Raw genomic sequence first — 18027 nt, forward strand, 5'->3', positions numbered from 1 at the left:
AGATGATGAAATTATATTATAAGGGAAAATATTATGACCTTTGCACAGGTTTTTAAAATAAAGATTGTTCAAGGATGAAAAAATTGCAGACTTATCCGTCTCCTCTAATGTCTATTTTACCAATAATTATATTGGTTATATTGTTGTTTTTCACAATAAAAAGTTTTGGCTCTGACGCGCTTTCAGGTGCAAGTCAGGTATGTTTGTTGATAACTACGGCTGTATGTTCTGCCATAGGTATGTTAGGCTATGGAATAAAATGGAAAGATATTGAACATGCCATAGTCAATAATATTGCCGGGGTTAGTTCAGCTCTTATCATATTGTTGATTATTGGAGCTTTATCGGCTGTATGGATGCTCAGTGGCGTTGTTCCTACGTTGATTTATTATGGCGTGCAGCTTATACACCCAAGTTTGTTCCTTGCGTCATGTTGTGTTATATGTGCTATAGTTTCCGTTATGACAGGTAGTTCATGGACAACAATCGCTACTATTGGGATAGCTCTTATGGGGATAGGAAAGGCACAGGGGTTTGATGAAGGGTGGATTGCGGGAGCGATAATTTCCGGAGCTTATTTCGGTGATAAGGTATCTCCGCTGTCGGATACTACAATCCTTGCCTCGTCAGTTACGGATACTCCTTTGTTTACTCATATCAGATATCTGATGATTACAACCGTTCCGTCTTTAGCAATAGCCTTGATAATATTTCTGGTGGAAGGATTTAATCATGGAGTAGGTAGTACGGCGGAAATGGCATCATTTGCCAATGGTTTGGCAGACAGATTCAATATATCAGTATGGCTTCTTATTGTTCCTATAGTTACAGGAATACTTATTGCAAAGAAAATACCTTCAATTATCACACTGTTTATATCTACTGCGTTGGCTGTTGTATTTATGCTTGTATTCCAAATGGATAACATTGTAGAACTTGCCGGTGGAAACAGCGACGCACAATCTGTTTTCAAGACTACGTTTCAAGCTATGTATGCGTCTTCCAATCTCCAGGCTGATACTCCTCAGCTGACAGAACTTATTTCAACCAGAGGTATGGGCGGTATGATGAATACAATATGGTTGATAATTTGTGCTATGTGTTTGGGAGGTGCCATGACAGCATGCGGTATGTTGGCAAGTATAACAGGAGTATTTGTTAAGTTTACTCGTAAGCTGACCGGTATGGTCGCTTCTACTGTTGGTTCAGGTATTTTCTTGAATCTGGCTACAGCCGACCAGTATATATCCATAATATTAGTGGGAAATATGTTTAAGGATATCTACAAGGACAATGGTTACGAAAGCCGTTTGTTGAGCCGTACTACGGAAGATGCTGTGACGGTTACTTCGGTACTTATTCCATGGAACACATGCGGTATGACTCAGGCTACTATACTTGGTGTACCAACGCTGGTGTACCTGCCATACGCTTTTTTCAATTATATCAGTCCGTTGATGAGTATCTTTGTTTCGGCAATCGGATATAAAATATTCCGTGTGAAGAAAGACTAAGTGGATAATTTACCGGATAATAGGTAAAAGGTGGGCTTCTGTCCACCTTTTTATGTTTTCTCTGGCAATGTCAGGGATTACAGCCTTTTCTGTAGGCATACATTCAGGCGTGATGCTGTATATTCTCTGAAATCCTTCTGATAGGAGTTTATTGCTTTGGCTTACCCGCCCTGCTATGAGCCATACCGGTATATTGTGTCTTTGTGAGCGTCGCAGTAAACGTTCAGGAAGTTTTCCCATAAGTGTTTGGGCATCTGCATGGCCCTCGCCTGTGATTACAAGGTCTGTTCCATCAAGCAGACTGTCGAAACCGGAGAGGTCGAGCAACAGGTCGGCACCCGATCTGAATGTGGAGTGAAAATATTGAAGAAATGCATATCCCAATCCACCTGCCGCACCTGCTCCCGGTTCATGCGATGTGTCTTTTCCCATTATCAGAGCAGATTCACAAGCAAACTTCTTCGCTCTTTCATCCAATTCTGCCACCATATTTTCCGTGGCTCCTTTTTGCGGTGCAAAGATTCTGGCTGCTCCCTCAGGACCATATAAAGGGTTGCGTACATCACTTGCCAACGTGAAACTGCAGTTTTTCATTTCATTGCATATTATGTCTTTTATGTTTTTTTCTGCCGGAAAGCTGTCTGAAATAGCTCTTAGCATTCCCGCTCCGCAGTCGCTTGTTCCACTTCCGCCAAGACCTATTATGAAATTCCTGCATCCGCTGTGCATTGCATGGATTATCAGTTCGCCCACACCATAAGTGGATGCTTTCATCGGATTGCGTTCTTCTGCAGTCATCAGAGTCAGTCCGCATGCCTTTGCCGTTTCTATTACAGCTGTTCCACCTGACGTTATTCCATATGGTGCGGTTATAGGACGCATGAGAGGGTCGTGAACATTTGCTTCCTTTATCTTTCCGCCCATAGCAGATATAAAAGCCTCAAGCATACCTTCTCCTCCGTCAGACATCGGTATCTTGTGGATTTCAATTTCTTTTGAGTTTAGATTGGAGGATATGGCATTTTCAACCTCTTCGGAGGTCATGCAACCTTTGAACGAGTCTATGGCAAGGATTATTTTCTTCATTGGTTATTCTCTTTCTGTAAATGTAGGAACTCGCAAAGTTATTGAATTAACTTTGAATGTCAATGTTTTTGTCAGATTGTTTGTTTTGTCAATTTGATATTTTTGCAGGGCTGAGAATGAATAAAATCGTATTGGTGCTCATAATCTGTTATAAAATTAGATTCTTAGATGATTTTAATCTGCTGAAAATGATGAAAATGACAGCTGTTTTGACTTAATATGTTTCAAAATGCAGTAATTGATGCCTTGGAGGTTCTTGTTTGTATATATAATATGCTTTGTTTTATGCTTTTTGTTATTGCAGACTTGGCTCTCGAAATAGAGATTGCAATGCATATAATCTGTATAGATATGACGTGATGTTAAGTAAAATAAAACTTCTTGTTATCTTAATTTAAACAACAGGTCATTTTATCTTGAACGTGCTCAAGTTTTATTAGTTGATATTTGAATTTTTGGACAAAAGAAGACGTTAATTTTATTCTTTGATTTAACATTTGCGCAAGATTAGCATTTATTTTTATAAATTAAAAACATAAGTCTGTTTCACATTTTCTTCCAGATGCAATAAGCGGTTGGTTCCTATGCTTCGTATTTTTTATACGAATACTTACATAATGTAATTTGCTTATATGAACTTGTGCCTTTATGATAATCTGATATGCATGAATCTATTTGAGTAAGAGACCTAATGATTGTTCTGAAATATCGGGTAAAATCTTTCTGAAGTGTTGCAAGATTCTTTCGTATGATTCCTGTGGAGTACGTTCAGGATGGCAAGCTTCTTTGCCAAACAGTGTTTCGGGAGTTGTGAGCAGAGACCATCCCCAACCATAATCTCGTCCATGACGATCCTGCGGATAGACGAAGTCTTCGGTCACTATATATCCTCCCATTTCGAGCCGTGTGACGTATGCGTCGAAACGGCTGCGCATCTTCGGACCCGTAAAGCCGCAGGCATGGCGCAGTTCGCGTGTGATGAGGCTGCCTTCTGTTCTCAGAATATCCAGGATAGTGTCTTCTATACTTCCTTCTTCGGGAGAGGGATAAACGCTTCTTCTGAAGTTGCAGAAATCTGGCCACCATTCGCGGCTTATGAATGCAGCTTTGCGCTTGAAGAACTTGCCGTATGCGCATCCGCTTTCCTGCAATATCGAGCCTTTCCATTCCCATAGAGGCCATTCCCATCCGCCGTCAGGCAGACGGTTGTATTGGCAATCTTCGTTTACAACTTCTTCGGCCGACCATCCAGCTATACCCATACTTAGAAGTGGGAGAAAACCTATTTCGTTGATGTAGTCAATCAGTTCAGGGCAGGAGTGAAAGAGTTCTTTATCCATATCTTTAAGTTTAAGATGTAATGTTTATGGCTAATACAAAATTACGCAAAAATTTTCTTTTAAGTATTGGAACAGTTGGAAACAATGATTTTTTCCGTATGTTTGCAAATCTCATAAGATTGGCTATGCTGTAAGTATTAATGTAGAAAATAAGTAATTGACAGATGATACCTCCAAAAATAGAACTATCTACTAAGGAAGAGCGCAGGGAATATGTGTTAAGCGCATGGGAATGTATGCATGACTGTGAGTCGTGTGGCAAATGCCGTATTCTGAAAGGTAGAGACCCGGAAACGCTATATGCGGACTATATAGAAGGTAAGTGCTCATACATTGATGTAACTTTGGATATAAGGAATAGTTCCTATTGACATTACTTGAATATTCAGGTTAAATAAAAAGGAACTATTCACTAATAATATTTTATAGTGCCTTCTTTACAGATTATATAGTGTCAGACGCTCATCCCCAGCTCGTACGCTTCCTGTAGCTTATCATTACCCTCAATAGTTCGTGGAGCATCAACCCCACCACAGAACAGTGTTCCGGCAAGACGGCTTTCAGGATAGCACTCTATCCATCCTCCAAGACCGTTTATGGCACGTTCTGGAGTTTCCGGCTCAATCTCGGCCGCTGTACAAAGCATATATACATCGCGGAATTTATAATCTAATGCGTACATGGCATTCATACGGTCTATCAGCACCTTCATCTGTCCACTCATTTCGTAGTAATATATTGGTGTAGCCCATACTATAACATCTGCGTTAAGAACTTTCTGCATTATGTCGTTTACATCATCATTGATAACGCATTTGCCTAATTTCTGGCAAGCCAGACATCCACGACAGAAACGGATATCCTTGTCGATGAGTGAAATTTTTTCTACGTCATTTCCCGATTTGAGAGCACCCTCAATAAACTTGTCTGCCAGCATGTCACTGTTTGAACCGGCACGCAGACTGGTTGAAATAACTATTACTTTTTTCATGATGATACTGTATTTATTTTTTAGAATTACTGTTTTATATTCCACATATCATTCAGCATCGCTATTGCCGACTGAGAACGGAATACGTTGTTTCTGAAGGCGATGATTCCGTCTGTGGAGATGTTGTCCTCGAATGAATTTACAAGAAAATCCGCCTCAAGCAATATGCGATGGTCTTTCGAAGTAACGTCTGTATATGTGTGGTGGTGGGCTATCAGCCAACATATTCTTTCTATCTGTCCGTCACTGAAACCTTCTATTCGTGACAGTACTTTACGGGCTTCATCAGGTCCGAGCTCTTCCTGATACTTGCCGCTGCAGTTTCCGTATTTCGCTTCGGCTGCGTGTATGCCTATATCATGCAGGATTGCTGCTGCCTCAAGCACAAACAGTTCTTCTTCACTCATGTCTTCGGCTATACCGATAATACGGGCAAAGTCGTGTACTTTAACCAGATGCTGAATGCGCTTTACGTCACCACTATCATATTTTATCATTTCCCTCATCAGTCGGGACAGTATTGTGTGTTGTGTCATTATATAAAATGATTTAGTTAGTTATTAATATCTTTATACCTTTGCTTATTTCGAAAATCTTATCATTAACCTGGAATTTTCCTGAGCCTGACAGGATAATGAAAAAATGTGCTCACATTTGATTCATAACGTGGTGTCATTCGAACTCAAATGACACCACGTTTTTTTTGAATTACAGATGTATTCTGCTTAATATGAATCTTATATCAACAACATTATTCTGCCAGCTTCTTTTGTGAATATTGCAGGGAAACGTGAAACTACCGCGTAAACCTGTTTGCCCGTTACAGGCTGGTTGTCTTTTCGCATATACAGCCCCGAACGGTTTATGGCTTCCGCTATCTGGTCGGTAGTCATACCTCCATTCCTCTTCGCTATTACGTATATGATGGCTTCTTCTATTTTCATAATCTGATAAAATAAGGTAAGTCCGGAATTTATACATCGGTCTCTGTAAATCTTGAAAAACGTTTTCCGTTTCTTTCTATGTTTTCAAAAAACATATTTTCCGGCCGTACCCAATACGACATGTTTCCGTATAGTGCCTGATACACTACCATTCGTTCCTGAGTCTCGCTGTCGAAAGCGGAATGTATGTATTTGTACATACCTCCCTTGAAATGACGGAAGTATCTTTCTTTATGGACAGGAAACTTCATCAACATTTTTATGGCAAGGGGTACATACCATGTCTTTACTTCCTGTTCGGAAGGTGTGTGTCCTCCCGGGAAATGATATGCATTGTTATAGTATTCAAGGAATAGAGGTTCATAATGTGCCAATGTATCTTGTTCTCCGAACACTCCCCATATACGGTCTTTGTAGTATGGATTAACGTAATTGAATTGGTTATCCTCCAACTCGGCAAACTCATTTATTAGTGTTTCATCTATTATGATAGTCTGATTGCCATCTTTTCTTGGGGCCTTGTACTGGTGCTCGCCAATGCGTTCCTTCAGAAAATGTGTCATGCGGAAGTGTGGATTACCGAGCAATGCCGGTATTCCTACTATCGGTGCAAGCATCTGTGCGTAAAAAGAGCCGCAACTGTTGCCTATCATCAGGTCGGGATTTTCCGTATCAATAATCAAACGTATCTGCTCCAGTGCTGCCTTGGGATGCAAAGGTAAGTCCGGAGTCAGCACAATGGCATGACCATCCAAAGCTTCTTTTAAAGCAGTCGCCATCTGGCAACTTCCACTGGCAAAAAATCCATGTAAGAAAAGTATTTTTTTCATGTCTTTCTCTCTTCTCATATTGATTATATACTTATCGTTTTGTAACTGTAATCATGAATGTAACAGCCACTATAGCAATGGAGATTCCTAAAATGATATTTGCAGTAAGCGGTTCGCCAAACATTACTGTACCTACAACGATGGCCGTAATAGGTTCGAAAACACCGAGAACAGATGCTTTTGTGGCTCCGATATTACGTGATGCAATGGCCAAAGTTGCGGTTGAAACAATAGTCGGAAACAGTGCAAGACCTATCAGATTGAGCCAGTCCGTTCCGGTAGTGATTCCGGCTGTTATGGCGGTGTCAGAAAAAATGATTTTTCCTATGAACACAATTGCTCCCACTGTAAGAGCATAGAATGTCAGTAAAGTATTGGAAATGCCTGCAATTGCTTTACTGCGGTTGATTATTACAATGAAAAGAGCGTAAACCAGTGCCGATGCAATAGAAAGCAGAACACCGATAGGGTTGATGGTCTGCGACCCATCGCTTTGTGTCATGATGAGCACCCCTCCGAAAGTTGCGGCAATGGCAAGCCATACAGGCCATGAAGGGACAACCTTCAGAAAAACCATTATGATTGCCACAAGGACAGGGTAGAGGAATACAAGTGTAGTAGCCAGTCCCGAAGCTATGTATTCGTATGCGTAGAAAAGAAAGACGCTACTTCCTGTATAAAGCAGTCCGAGGATAAACAACACACCTATCTGTTTACTGGAAACCTTAAAACTTTGCTTTCTGAACATAAGGAATAATCCCAATAACAGTACTGCAAACGAGTAACGGAAAAATAGTATGGATTCGGTAGCCGCTCCGTTCTTCATAAGCGGAACTGCAAACAAAGGGTTCAATCCGTAAGTGATACCGGTAATGATTCCGGCAGGATAGCCTATAATGGCATTTTTGCTTAGTTTTTTCATGTGTTTGGTCGATAAATATTTTCGGGGTGCAAAATTAATTATTAAAATGGCAAAACTATACTTTTAAAAGTCTGAAAATTGACTTTTATAGGAAGAAAAAGTTATCTATAAGTGAACAATTAGAGAAACTTAAAGGCAATTATACTATACTTGATTTCTGTTATAATGATTTTTAGTAAGTTTCATATTTTATGTACAAGTGCAAACCTTTGTTTTTCAGCCTTTTGTTGATTTTATTTGTACCGCCTTTTTTCATTCAAATTTTGTATATCAAAAATCAAGTATAAAACGTTGATTCTTTGATAGTTTTATCCCATGCACTACATGATGATGGTACAACAAAGATAGGTCTTTTTTGTGAATCTTTCAATGTATTAATGTGGAAAATAATAATATATTTAAGTAATACCTGTGGTGTGATCCGGAGATTATTTATATTTTTTGATTATGTAACAAAATCAAAAAAAGTAAGACGATATTATATCATTATCATTTGAACTTAATTTTTTTCTATATTGTTTTCAGTTTAGGATCTTTGTTGTATGTTTACTATTTAGGTGGATGCAGCAAGTGGTAGGATATTGAAAATAGAATAAATAAAAAATATAGGATTTACAATCAATCACTATGATTTGACGATAAGTTTTCTAAGAAAAATTAGTTTTATTCTCAGAAATTACATAGCTTTGTATTTATAATCTTCATAATAGTGAAGATTAACGCTTGAAAATATATGTAACTATCATTATAATGATATATAAATGCGGTTTATATGGTAGATTTCTATGAATACTCCACGCCTGAGCTTGTAAAGTTATTAGGTAACAGATTTAAAGAATATAGAATTCGTTGCAATCTCACTCAGAAAGATGTTTCTGAGCAATCCGGTATTGGACTTACAACCATCCACAAATTCGAGAATGGTACAGCTGGCAATATTTCGTTGTCAACATTTATTGTGTTGTTGAAAGTGGTCGGGCAGATTAACACCATAGACAATCTTCTTCCGGAGTTGCCAGAATCTCCTTACCTGATGCGTAGGGATGATAAAAAGGTACAGCGTGTCAGACATTCTAAATAGCATAAATTATGGTACTGTCGTTAAAAGTAATCCTTTGGGGTGAGGAAATTGGTAAATTGGCATGGGATGCCAGACGCAGGTTATCCTATTTTATGTATAATCCGGCCTTTTTGAAGAAAGGTCTTAACATTTCTCCATTAGTTGCACCGGTTGATGGAGCGAGAGGACTTATGCCTGTATGGGGAGAAGAGGTCAAGATTTATCAAAAATTACCGGCTTTTTTAGCCGATTCTTTGCCTGACGCTTGGGGTAATCAACTTTTTGAATTATGGCGCCAACAGAACCACTTGTCAAACGCAGATATTACTCCTCTTGACAAACTCTCGTTTATAGGAAAGCGTGGAATGGGAGCTTTGGAATTTTTGCCTGAGGTTTCAAGAGAGCGTAAGTCTGAAAAAATAGATATCAAATCATTGGCAAATTTGGCAGAGCGTATATTCTCAGAAAGAGAAAATGCCAGAATCCTACCTGAAGAGTCGGTAACAATGCAATCATTACTTACGGTTAGTACTTCAGCCGGTGGTCGCCAACCTAAGGCCATTGTTGCCATTAATCGAAAGAATGGTGAGGTTCGTAGCGGGCAGATTTCCGGATTAGAGGAATTTGATTACTATCTGATCAAATTTGGTAATTCGCAATATAATTCGGCAGAATTGGAGATGTCTTACTATGAACTTGCTACAATGGCAGGGATAAATATGATGCCTTCAAAACTCTATAAGGTGGACGGGAATAATCATTTCATGACAAAACGGTTTGACCGTAATAATGGAAAAAAAATTCATACACAAACTTTGGCCGCAATTAGTCCTGATGCGGACAGTTATGAACAATTGATTACAGTATGTCGGAAGCTCCATTTGCCGGAAACAGACTGTTATGAGGTATTCCGCAGGATGGTCTTTAATGTATTGGCAAACAATACAGATGATCACAATAAGAATTTTTCATTCGTTATGAGTGAGGACGGTACTTGGCGTTTGTCTCCTGCATACGATGTAACTTATATATTTGACAATGGAAGATTCTTGCCAAATGAAGATCATTGCATGTATATTAGGGCAAAACTTAGGAATATAACACGGGATGATGTTATTCAATTTGCCAAAGATAATGGAATACGTAGGCCTGATGCAATAATACGTGATATAGTTAATGCCATAAAACAATTTCGTATGGTTGCCACTAAATATGGTGTTGCTGAACAGTGGATAGGGCGTGTTGAAAGCACTATAGTTGACCGTCTGAAATCATGGGGAGAGTTAGAGGAAATTACCCCTGAAATATGCGAATTTGTCATAAACGGACATATTATAAAGAACATCCGTATGGAGCAGGCGTATAAGGGAAATTTCCATTTGCTTGCTGAAATAGACGGTCATGAACGTAAGTTTATTATTGGTAAGAATAAAGAAGAGTTTTCACTTATTGAATCAAAGGGCATTGCGAATCTGTCATCAGATCAGCTCAAGGATATGGTGGAAAAGTATTTTATTCATTAAATTAGTAGCCATCATTTCAGTAGTAATTCTTATAACACTTGAACTATGAATACCTTTAAATCTATTGATGAGCTTTTGCGTGTACTTGAAAGAGAGAAGCTTTTGTTGAAACAGATGTTTCAGAAAAGAGCTTCAACTTCCTTGAAATATGATTATGCACTCGAACTCACTGAATATAAAGAAGAAAGAATTAAATATCTTATTGACTACGGAATAATAAGAGATAGCGGGAATTTCCTTGAAATGGAGGATGTATATCTTAAATTCTTCGAGGATGTTTTACAGGTCAATGAGAATATAAATGTTTCGTTTGTAAATGATTATCTGGGACGTCTGAATGAAAATATCGATTATTATCTTAAAGAAGATAATGAGCAGCGGAAATATAATTATCACAAAGAGGTAAGACGGTGTCTGAAAAATATTGCAATGATAACAGTGCGTAATGTAATAGACTTGAAACGCAACATTGACAATACTTATAAGAATGAACCAAACTATCGTGTAAAGCTCTCAAAATTGAATAATCTTGATGAAAAACGCAGGAACATAGCACTCCTCATCAATAGGAGTGAAGATATAATAGACAACACTCAGCCTGTGTTTTTCAGAGTTGCGATGGACACTCAAATGCGTATAGCGGTGAATGACGTGAAACTTCAGCTTAATGATTCTTATCATAATCTAATTGAGATAGAGAAGCAGATTATTCATTACCTGAATCTTATAGCTTATCAGAACAGGATATTCGAGAAAGTCCGCCGTTTGAAATACCTCCGTGACCAGTTCCTTTTAGACGAAAAAACTGATATACGTCAGGTTGTCAGTATGAGAAATCCTCTGTGGATGGAGCCTCAGACCAATTACAGGATAAAACTTTCGGTAGATAATCTGCGTACTTCTGCAGTGGCGTTGGAGATAATAAGAAAAATCATATCAAAAAGGAAGAACATGGCTAAAGGTCCGAAGAATATTGCCGATGCTATACCTCAGGAATATATGAAAACAGAAGGTGAAGTTCTTGACCAGATAAACTTACAGGAAATTTATAATGCTTTCTCGGCATCAAGCAGTCATCTGTTTAAGTTTGTAATGAATTACAATTATCATAAAGAGCTTAGCACTGACGAGAGAATCTTGTTTTTCTGCCAGATAGCATCGCAGTATGCCGATGGACTGAATTTCACTGAAAAGTATGAAACAAGTCATGACGTGGAATATCCTTTGATATATTCCAAATGACTCCAAACAATTACCGATTGCTCCCAATAATTACATAATCATAATCAGAATAAGCATGAAATATACAGAAGAAATATTCAATATATTGAGTAAGGGCGGATTTATTTCTGCAAACAGCGTTTTTCCTGCTATAAAGCGGTATTATGATGCCATAGAAGAGGATTTGACCGATTATTACGAATATTATAAAGGCATAGGTTTTTATCTCGAAGGTGGTGACGGATATTATATGTTCACCCGCCAGGAGGCGAAAGTTGATCTTGAGCGAAAACTTGAAGCAGTTATGAAGTGGATAGACTACTTAAGTTTCCTTAAAACGTATGATGCTACATTCGGTCCCGGGTTTAAGTTCCGTCCGGCAGACATAGAAGTTCAGATAAGTTGCCAGATTGAGCTGAAGGATAAGGCTTCCAAACTGTTTCAGGATAAGAAGAAATATAATGAGATTGTGGAGAAACTTGTTTCGGAACTTGAAAAGGCAGGAATGATAGAGCTCGAGAACGAACATGATAGCACTTATAAAGTATTAACGGCATTTCACTATATGGAGGATTTGGTGGACTGCATAACAATATCGGAGGAAATGAACGATGAGATATCTCAATAAGGTAATATTTCTGAACAGCGCACATGTACCGTATGCCGAAGTAAAGTTGGATGGCAATGTACATTTTATTGGCACCCAGGGCGTTGGTAAAAGTACCCTTTTGCGCGCTGTCTTGTTTTTCTATAATGCAGACAAACTCAGATTGGGCATACCGAAAGAAAAGAAGAATTTTGATTCTTTCTATCTCCCTTTTGCCAACTCGTATATAGTTTATGAAGTAATGCGCGAAAACGGTGCCTATACCGTAGTTGTAACGAAGTCGATGGGTAGGGCTGCCTTCCGCTTTATTGATGCACCATACAGTAAGGAGTGGTTTGTTGACGGCAAAAATGAGGTTTCTGCCGACTGGAGTGTGATTCGTACAAGAGTGTCGGAATCGGGTGCAAGCGTGTCGTCGCTGGTTACAGGCTATGATATGTTTCGTGATATAATATTCGGCAACAACAGAAAACCGGATTTGCTTCAGTTCCGTAAGTATGCCATTGTAGAGAGCTCGCGATACCAGAATATACCGCGTACAATTCAGAATGTATTCCTTAACTCGAAGCTTGATGCCGATTTTATAAAGGATACCATCATACAGTCAATGGATGATAATGAGTTTGTTGTCGACCTGAGTTATTATCGGAACCAGATAGAGACTTTCGAGCAGGAATATTCCGACGTAATGCTGTGGATAAAACAGGATAGAAATGGAGTGGTACCTGTCAGGAAACAGGCTGATACAGTAATAAAGAATTACAGAATGCTTCTGTATGCTGAAAAGCGGATTAAAGACGATAGACAGCACCTCAATTATTCTGAAAGGGTGTCACGCTTGAGGCTCCCTGAGCTGGAGGAACAGCTTCTGCAAATTAAAGAGGAAGCCGAACGGTTTACACGTTTGCTTGGAGAAGAAAAAGATAAGTTTGACAGAGAGCGCGACAAGCTTGTAAAGTTAAGCGGTATTATAGAGTCTGACCTTAAGAAGATAAGGGAAAAACGAAAATATTATGAACAGGAACGCATTGATGAGGTTATACCAAGAGTAAATAAGGAACCGGCACTGAAATATGAACTGGAGTCTCTAAATAAGGTGTATAATGAACTCACGAGTACGTACCGGGATGTAATAAGCAAATACTCTTTGATGGAACAGAGCATTGATACCTATTTTGAAAGATTTGAGAATGAAATCAACAAAAGGGTATTAAGCCTTGAAAACGAACTTGGTAAAAGGATTGCGGAATTGACAAAGAAAAGCAACAGTCAGACTGAAGAAATACGCTCTGTTTATGAAGAGAAACTTAAAACACTTGCCGACAGCAAGGAACAGCTGCTGGAAGAAATATCCAACCTGAAACAACAGAAAACAAGGGTTGAGTGTACTGTTCATTTCAAGGATGAGATAAGAGACTGTGAGGAACGGTTGAGAAACATATCTTCCGAAGAAAAGGATACCGCCGTGAAAGCTGACCGTCTGAAACTGGAGTGCGACCGCCTAAGACAGAAGTCAGAAGCGGAAACTATGATAGTTGAAAAAGAGTATGATACGAAAATAGATGAGGCTCTACGCTGCAGGAAACAGTTGGACGCAGAAATGGAATCATTGAATGTGCTGATAAACAGCAGCAAAGGCTCTTTTTGCGAATGGCTCGACAAGAACAGGCCAGGATGGCAGGAAAATATAGGTAAGATTGCAGATGAACAACTTATACTCTACAATCAGAATCTTTCTCCTGAACTCTCAACCGATGAGGGAGGCTCTTTATATGGTGTAAAAATTAATTTGGCTGAAGTGCAGCGTGAATTACGTTCACCGGAACAGCTTAAAGCTGAGTTTAAGGCCAAATCTTCCGAAAGAGATGAATATACTAGAAAAATAAGCCTTCTGAATGAAGAAAAAACGAAGCGTACTGAAGAGATAAAGAATAAGTACAGAAAGCAGATTTCAGCAATATCGGGCGAAAGGCAGGTTCTTGAAATTCAGTTACAGCAATATCCTCTTCAGATTAAGAATATTAAGGCGGAACAGGCTTCGTGGGAACGCAAAGAATCGGAGTGGAAAAGAAACAGGCTGGATGAGATAGAAACACTTCTTGGAGGCAAGGAAAAGGAAAGGCAAAAATGTTGCAATAATGAAGAACTTTTGAAACAGGAGAGAGAAAAGCGGATTCTTCAGATTAATGAAGAGCTGAGAAAGGCGGAAAAGAAAGAACGCAGTGCTGTTGAAGTTGAGATACAGGCAGTACAAAATGAACTGTCCGACCGGCGTACAGATGCGGATAACAGAAAAAAAGAACTTCACAAGTTGCAGAACGAGGAGTTGAACGGTAAGGGAGCTGATACATCGGCTATAAATTCCTATAAAGCAAAAATTGATGCTATAAAGTCTGAGTTGGATTATATATCGCAAAAACAGTCGTTGGTGTGGAATTATGAGAAAGACAAGAGAGAACTGTTTGACCGTGAGCCGGAATTGCGCGACAACAAGAAGAACAATGAAATGCATCTGGACGAGCTTGAAGAAAAATACGCGTTGCGGAAAAACAAGCTTACAGGTCAGTACGAAACTGTAAAAAACAGTATAAACGAAAAGTCGGCCGAACGTGATGCCATTAAGAACGATCTTTGCGTTCTTGAGAATTTCCGCAAAGATGAAGGTTTCTGTCCTCCGGAGTCGTACACTCATGAAGAACTACCTACCAATAAACCTTGTGGTAAGATAGTGGAAGAGTTGAAAAGTCAGATTGTTTCTTTTGGCAAGGATACTGAGAATTTCAAAAAATCGGTAAATCTGTTTAACAGTAATTTTACTGCAAGAAATACTTTCAGTTTCCCTCAGTCATTGTCGTGTGATTCCGATTACATGGATTTCGCATCCAATTTATGTGAGTTTGTGGAAAACAATAAGATCACAGAATATCAGAACCGCATAAGTGAAAGGTACGTAAACATAATAAGGCGCATATCAAAGGAAACAGGAGAACTTACCCAAAGCGAAAGTCTTATTAATAAGACTATTAAAGATATTAATGACGATTTCATCAAGCGTAATTTTGCAGGAGTTATCCGCAGCATCGAACTCAGAGCTTTGCAGAGTAACGACAAACTTATGCAGCTTCTTATAGAAATAAAGAATTTCAATGATGGGAACACCTTCAACATGGGTGAAATGGACCTGTTCTCACAGGATTCGCGCGAGAACGTGAATCTCAAGGCTGTAAAATATCTTAATTCATTCAGTAAACTGCTCAAGGATGAGCCTTCCAGGAAGAGTCTTGTCGTTTCTGATACCTTTAATCTGGAGTTCCGTATTATCGAAAATGATAATGACACAGGCTGGGTAGAGAAAATAGCGAATGTAGGTTCTGACGGCACAGACATACTGGTTAAAGCAATGGTGAACATCATGCTTATCAATGTTTTCAAGGAAAAAGTCTCAAGGAAATTCGGAGATTTCAAGGTGCATTGTATGATGGATGAAATAGGTAAGCTGCATCCCAATAATGTGAAAGGCATACTTGAATTTGCAAATTGCCGCAACATATTGCTTATCAACAGTTCGCCTACCACCTATAATGTTGAGGATTATAAATATACTTATCTGTTAAGCAAAGATGCGAAAAGCAATACAAGGGTAGTGCCATTGCTTACACGAAAATAAAAATGGCTTGTAACAATATGGAAATAAATAAAAAACGATTTACAATATCTGTCGCGAAAAAATTACTTTATATGCTTGAAGGAAAAACTCTTCCTTCAAGCTCGCTTCCTCGATGGATAGTTGATGAATTAAGGATAGAGGGGCTTATTACCGGAATAGCCAGTGGCAGCAGAGTTTCCTATCGCCTTACAGATCCTGTGGCATTCGGCAGATATATTTCAGATAATTATACATACGGCACTTCTCTCGAAAGATGGATTGAAATCTTTTCCGGCGAAAATAAAGATTTGCAGCGCAGTATGCTTGTACAGGAAACCGGCGATTCCAAGACTTTTAAGCTTCGAACTTTCAGAGGTTTTCTTGTGAACTGTTACGAACCTGTTCATGCAAGAATAGGGAATAGCGAGTTTATTATCTCGCCTCCGGAAGGAAGTGCTGTTTTCATACAAAAGCCGGATGAATTTTATATACCGTCAGACGTGACAGTGGTGGGAGTGGAGAATGGTGAGAACTTCCGTCATATACGGAGTCAGAAGCATCTGTTTGGAGATAATAAAGTTCTGTTCGTTTCCAGATACCCCCAGTCGGCAGATTTAAGGGAATGGCTTATTAAAATTCCTAATAGATATATACATTTTGGAGATTTTGATCTGGCAGGTATATGTATATATCAGTCAGAGTTTTATAAATTTCTAGGCGACAGAGCAAGTTTCCTTATTCCCGAAGATATTGAAGAAAGGTTGAAATCTGGTAATACGGGACTGTATAACATTCAATATCTTAGATATAAAAATCTGAAGATTATAGATTCACGTTTGAATGGGTTGGTTGAAATGATTCATCACTATTGTAGGGTGTATGAACAGGAAGGTTACATTGAAAATAGCTAGATACATAGGTAATAAAAATAGAAATAGGTTAATGCTTTCCTGTATTTTTATAATCTTCCGTTGTCATTCCATTCTCCATAGAGAAGTCCTTTTCGGGTATTTTCTATAAATTTATTCAGGCGACTTTCAAAAAGTTCGGGTTGATTCCTCTTGATTTGGATGGTATCAATTCTGATTCGCCTATATAAATCAGGAAATTGGCAGAAGTTGTTCCACACTACCGAGTCGGATTGTAGCCTCTGTAATATATCCTTGTCTATGATAAAACCATTAGGTGACATATCAGGTAGAACGGCTCTTCCTGCATCTGTCATCAGTCCTAATTGTTCCATTCTTCGGCATCTTTCTTTATTGAGCTCAGACCAATTGCTTTTTGGCTTTCGTGGACAAAGTTTCTGGGCTGTTACATCATCTGCTATTTTTTTAGTAGTACTGTCTATCCAACCGAAGTATAAGGCTTCTTCTACAGCATCGATATACCAGAAAGTATTGTCATCTGTAGGCCTTCCACGTTTCACGACTACCCAACATTCTTTCTCCGTTTTATGGTTATGTATTAGCCATTCACGCAGCTCGGTTCTTGATTTGAAATCTAACAAATTATGAATTTCCATTGTAGGCCATTTTGATTTGTATTTCAAAAATACGGAAATATCTTCAATGTTCATCGGATGACTTAAAAAGATATTCCAATAATTTCTCAATATAGTTGAGTAATTTGCTAGGATTATATCTTTCTAAATCCTCATTGGCAGAATTCTCCCATACAGCAAGCGTCAGATAAGCATACCCATTCATCATCATTGCATTATGTCAGAAATTGTATCTCCAATAAACACAATTTCTGAATGAGAAAGGTAGTAAACAATATAGAACTATCAATTATTATCTAAAGGTCAGTTTGTGATTAAAGACTATTATTGGTACAACCTATCATATAATAAACAGATCTCATATTTAAGCTTTATTATATGATAGGTTAGATGTCTCAAAATATAGTTTGTATCAGCAACCACTTCCGTCTATATTACATGACATTCCTTCTGTAATTGGTCTTGAAGTAAGTCCGGCTTCTTCTGGTATGAGTGTAACAGAACCATCCTCTAGAACAAAGCATGGAATACCTGCAGCTCCAACTTTTTTCGCTTCATTAAAAACAGGGCTGTTATCACGGATTCTTAGAAATTCCTTTAAATATTTTACATGCGAACCTATGTCTATAATCTCATATCTGTCGTCTCCCTGTATCTGCTCTTCAACATAAATACAGTCCGGACAAGTATTCATACTGTAAATTTTAATCATGATGTATATTGTTATAAATTACTCAAGTTTCTGATTTAGATTTTAGGCAGTTTGTGCATATGCCTGTAGTGCTTCCAGCCTCTTGTTGTTTTCGATAAGCTGACGCATCAGCGTGTCCTCATCTGCT

17 protein-coding genes are annotated in these 18027 nt (G+C 38.6%); 8 read left to right on the plus strand and 9 right to left on the minus strand.

Going from position 1 to position 18027, the window contains the following annotated elements; genetic code table 11:
- Positions 1-74: 74 nt before the first annotated feature.
- Positions 75-1514: a Na+/H+ antiporter NhaC family protein gene (locus H6A27_RS11045; RefSeq protein WP_204508706.1), complete on the plus strand. Its 1440-nt coding sequence runs from the start codon at positions 75-77 to the stop codon at positions 1512-1514.
- Positions 1515-1523: 9 nt separating this feature from the next.
- Here H6A27_RS11045 and H6A27_RS11050 read toward each other — a convergent pair whose 3' ends face one another.
- Both H6A27_RS11050 and H6A27_RS11055 read right to left on the minus strand, forming a co-directional pair.
- Complete coding sequence (locus H6A27_RS11050) at positions 1524-2600, minus strand: glycerate kinase family protein (protein WP_204508707.1); 1077 nt, start codon at positions 2598-2600, stop codon at positions 1524-1526.
- 671 nt (positions 2601-3271) lie between these two features.
- Positions 3272-3940: an AlkZ-related protein gene (locus H6A27_RS11055; protein ID WP_204508708.1), complete on the minus strand. Its 669-nt coding sequence runs from the start codon at positions 3938-3940 to the stop codon at positions 3272-3274.
- 164 nt (positions 3941-4104) lie between these two features.
- On the opposite strand from H6A27_RS11055, the gene H6A27_RS11060 reads away from it, so the two are divergent.
- Positions 4105-4311, plus strand: coding sequence for a hypothetical protein (locus H6A27_RS11060; protein ID WP_204508709.1), 207 nt, complete (start codon positions 4105-4107; stop codon positions 4309-4311).
- 83 nt (positions 4312-4394) lie between these two features.
- On the opposite strand, the gene H6A27_RS11065 is transcribed toward H6A27_RS11060, so the two are convergent.
- The 5 genes from H6A27_RS11065 to H6A27_RS11085 form a co-directional block, all read right to left on the minus strand.
- A complete protein-coding gene (locus H6A27_RS11065; RefSeq protein ID WP_204404825.1) occupies positions 4395-4931 on the minus strand; it encodes a flavodoxin family protein in 537 nt (178 codons plus the stop codon).
- A gap of 26 nt (positions 4932-4957) precedes the next feature.
- The gene (locus H6A27_RS11070) at positions 4958-5467 is read right to left on the minus strand and encodes an HD domain-containing protein (RefSeq protein ID WP_204404824.1); all 510 of its coding nucleotides are present in this window, start codon (positions 5465-5467) and stop codon (positions 4958-4960) included.
- A gap of 201 nt (positions 5468-5668) precedes the next feature.
- Complete coding sequence (locus H6A27_RS11075; RefSeq protein ID WP_204404823.1) at positions 5669-5875, minus strand: hypothetical protein; 207 nt, start codon at positions 5873-5875, stop codon at positions 5669-5671.
- A 29-nt stretch (positions 5876-5904) separates the two neighbouring features.
- Complete coding sequence (locus H6A27_RS11080) at positions 5905-6705, minus strand: YqiA/YcfP family alpha/beta fold hydrolase (protein WP_204508710.1); 801 nt, start codon at positions 6703-6705, stop codon at positions 5905-5907.
- A gap of 31 nt (positions 6706-6736) precedes the next feature.
- A complete protein-coding gene (locus H6A27_RS11085) occupies positions 6737-7627 on the minus strand; it encodes an EamA family transporter (RefSeq protein WP_204404821.1) in 891 nt (296 codons plus the stop codon).
- A gap of 772 nt (positions 7628-8399) precedes the next feature.
- Between H6A27_RS11085 and H6A27_RS11090 the strand changes: the two genes are divergently transcribed.
- The 6 genes from H6A27_RS11090 to H6A27_RS11115 are packed head-to-tail and all read left to right on the plus strand — an operon-like array spanning position 8400 to position 16595.
- Complete coding sequence (locus tag H6A27_RS11090) at positions 8400-8708, plus strand: helix-turn-helix domain-containing protein (RefSeq protein WP_204404820.1); 309 nt, start codon at positions 8400-8402, stop codon at positions 8706-8708.
- Positions 8709-8716: 8 nt separating this feature from the next.
- Positions 8717-10210 (plus strand): type II toxin-antitoxin system HipA family toxin, encoded by a 1494-nt coding sequence (locus tag H6A27_RS11095; RefSeq protein WP_204508711.1) that lies wholly within the window; start codon positions 8717-8719, stop codon positions 10208-10210.
- Between the two features lie 45 nt (positions 10211-10255).
- Complete coding sequence (locus H6A27_RS11100) at positions 10256-11452, plus strand: hypothetical protein (RefSeq protein WP_204508712.1); 1197 nt, start codon at positions 10256-10258, stop codon at positions 11450-11452.
- Positions 11453-11507: 55 nt separating this feature from the next.
- Positions 11508-12059, plus strand: coding sequence for a condensin complex protein MksE (locus H6A27_RS11105; protein ID WP_204508713.1), 552 nt, complete (start codon positions 11508-11510; stop codon positions 12057-12059).
- Entirely contained in the window at positions 12043-15705 is a 3663-nt protein-coding gene (locus tag H6A27_RS11110; RefSeq protein ID WP_204508714.1) for an ATP-binding protein, read from the plus strand. The genes H6A27_RS11105 and H6A27_RS11110 overlap by 17 nt, the downstream gene beginning before the upstream one ends.
- A 17-nt stretch (positions 15706-15722) precedes the next feature.
- Positions 15723-16595 carry a hypothetical protein gene (locus tag H6A27_RS11115; RefSeq protein ID WP_204508715.1) on the plus strand — a complete coding sequence of 291 codons (873 nt, stop codon included), beginning with the start codon at positions 15723-15725 and terminating at the stop codon, positions 16593-16595.
- A 47-nt stretch (positions 16596-16642) separates the two neighbouring features.
- Here the strand turns inward: H6A27_RS11115 and H6A27_RS11120 are convergent, their stop codons facing one another.
- On the minus strand, positions 16643-17209 hold the full coding sequence (locus tag H6A27_RS11120; protein WP_204508716.1) for a YdeI/OmpD-associated family protein: 567 nt from the start codon (positions 17207-17209) through the stop codon (positions 16643-16645).
- A gap of 391 nt (positions 17210-17600) precedes the next feature.
- Entirely contained in the window at positions 17601-17900 is a 300-nt protein-coding gene (locus H6A27_RS11125) for a hypothetical protein (protein WP_057250916.1), read from the minus strand.
- Positions 17901-18027: the final 127 nt, after the last annotated feature.

This window comes from Bacteroides caecigallinarum, assembly GCF_016902295.1.
GTDB classification, from domain to species: Bacteria; Bacteroidota; Bacteroidia; order Bacteroidales; family Bacteroidaceae; genus Phocaeicola; species Phocaeicola caecigallinarum_A.

Coding starts and splice junctions, on each gene's coding strand:
- H6A27_RS11045 (WP_204508706.1), top strand. CDS start 75: ATGAAAAAATTGCAGACTTATCCGTCTCCTCTAATGTCTATTTTACCA.
- H6A27_RS11050 (WP_204508707.1), bottom strand. CDS start 2,600: ATGAAGAAAATAATCCTTGCCATAGACTCGTTCAAAGGTTGCATGACC.
- H6A27_RS11055 (WP_204508708.1), bottom strand. CDS start 3,940: ATGGATAAAGAACTCTTTCACTCCTGCCCTGAACTGATTGACTACATC.
- H6A27_RS11060 (WP_204508709.1), top strand. CDS start 4,105: ATGATACCTCCAAAAATAGAACTATCTACTAAGGAAGAGCGCAGGGAA.
- H6A27_RS11065 (WP_204404825.1), bottom strand. CDS start 4,931: ATGAAAAAAGTAATAGTTATTTCAACCAGTCTGCGTGCCGGTTCAAAC.
- H6A27_RS11070 (WP_204404824.1), bottom strand. CDS start 5,467: ATGACACAACACACAATACTGTCCCGACTGATGAGGGAAATGATAAAA.
- H6A27_RS11075 (WP_204404823.1), bottom strand. CDS start 5,875: ATGAAAATAGAAGAAGCCATCATATACGTAATAGCGAAGAGGAATGGA.
- H6A27_RS11080 (WP_204508710.1), bottom strand. CDS start 6,705: ATGAAAAAAATACTTTTCTTACATGGATTTTTTGCCAGTGGAAGTTGC.
- H6A27_RS11085 (WP_204404821.1), bottom strand. CDS start 7,627: ATGAAAAAACTAAGCAAAAATGCCATTATAGGCTATCCTGCCGGAATC.
- H6A27_RS11090 (WP_204404820.1), top strand. CDS start 8,400: ATGGTAGATTTCTATGAATACTCCACGCCTGAGCTTGTAAAGTTATTA.
- H6A27_RS11095 (WP_204508711.1), top strand. CDS start 8,717: ATGGTACTGTCGTTAAAAGTAATCCTTTGGGGTGAGGAAATTGGTAAA.
- H6A27_RS11100 (WP_204508712.1), top strand. CDS start 10,256: ATGAATACCTTTAAATCTATTGATGAGCTTTTGCGTGTACTTGAAAGA.
- H6A27_RS11105 (WP_204508713.1), top strand. CDS start 11,508: ATGAAATATACAGAAGAAATATTCAATATATTGAGTAAGGGCGGATTT.
- H6A27_RS11110 (WP_204508714.1), top strand. CDS start 12,043: ATGAGATATCTCAATAAGGTAATATTTCTGAACAGCGCACATGTACCG.
- H6A27_RS11115 (WP_204508715.1), top strand. CDS start 15,723: ATGGAAATAAATAAAAAACGATTTACAATATCTGTCGCGAAAAAATTA.
- H6A27_RS11120 (WP_204508716.1), bottom strand. CDS start 17,209: ATGGAAATTCATAATTTGTTAGATTTCAAATCAAGAACCGAGCTGCGT.
- H6A27_RS11125 (WP_057250916.1), bottom strand. CDS start 17,900: ATGATTAAAATTTACAGTATGAATACTTGTCCGGACTGTATTTATGTT.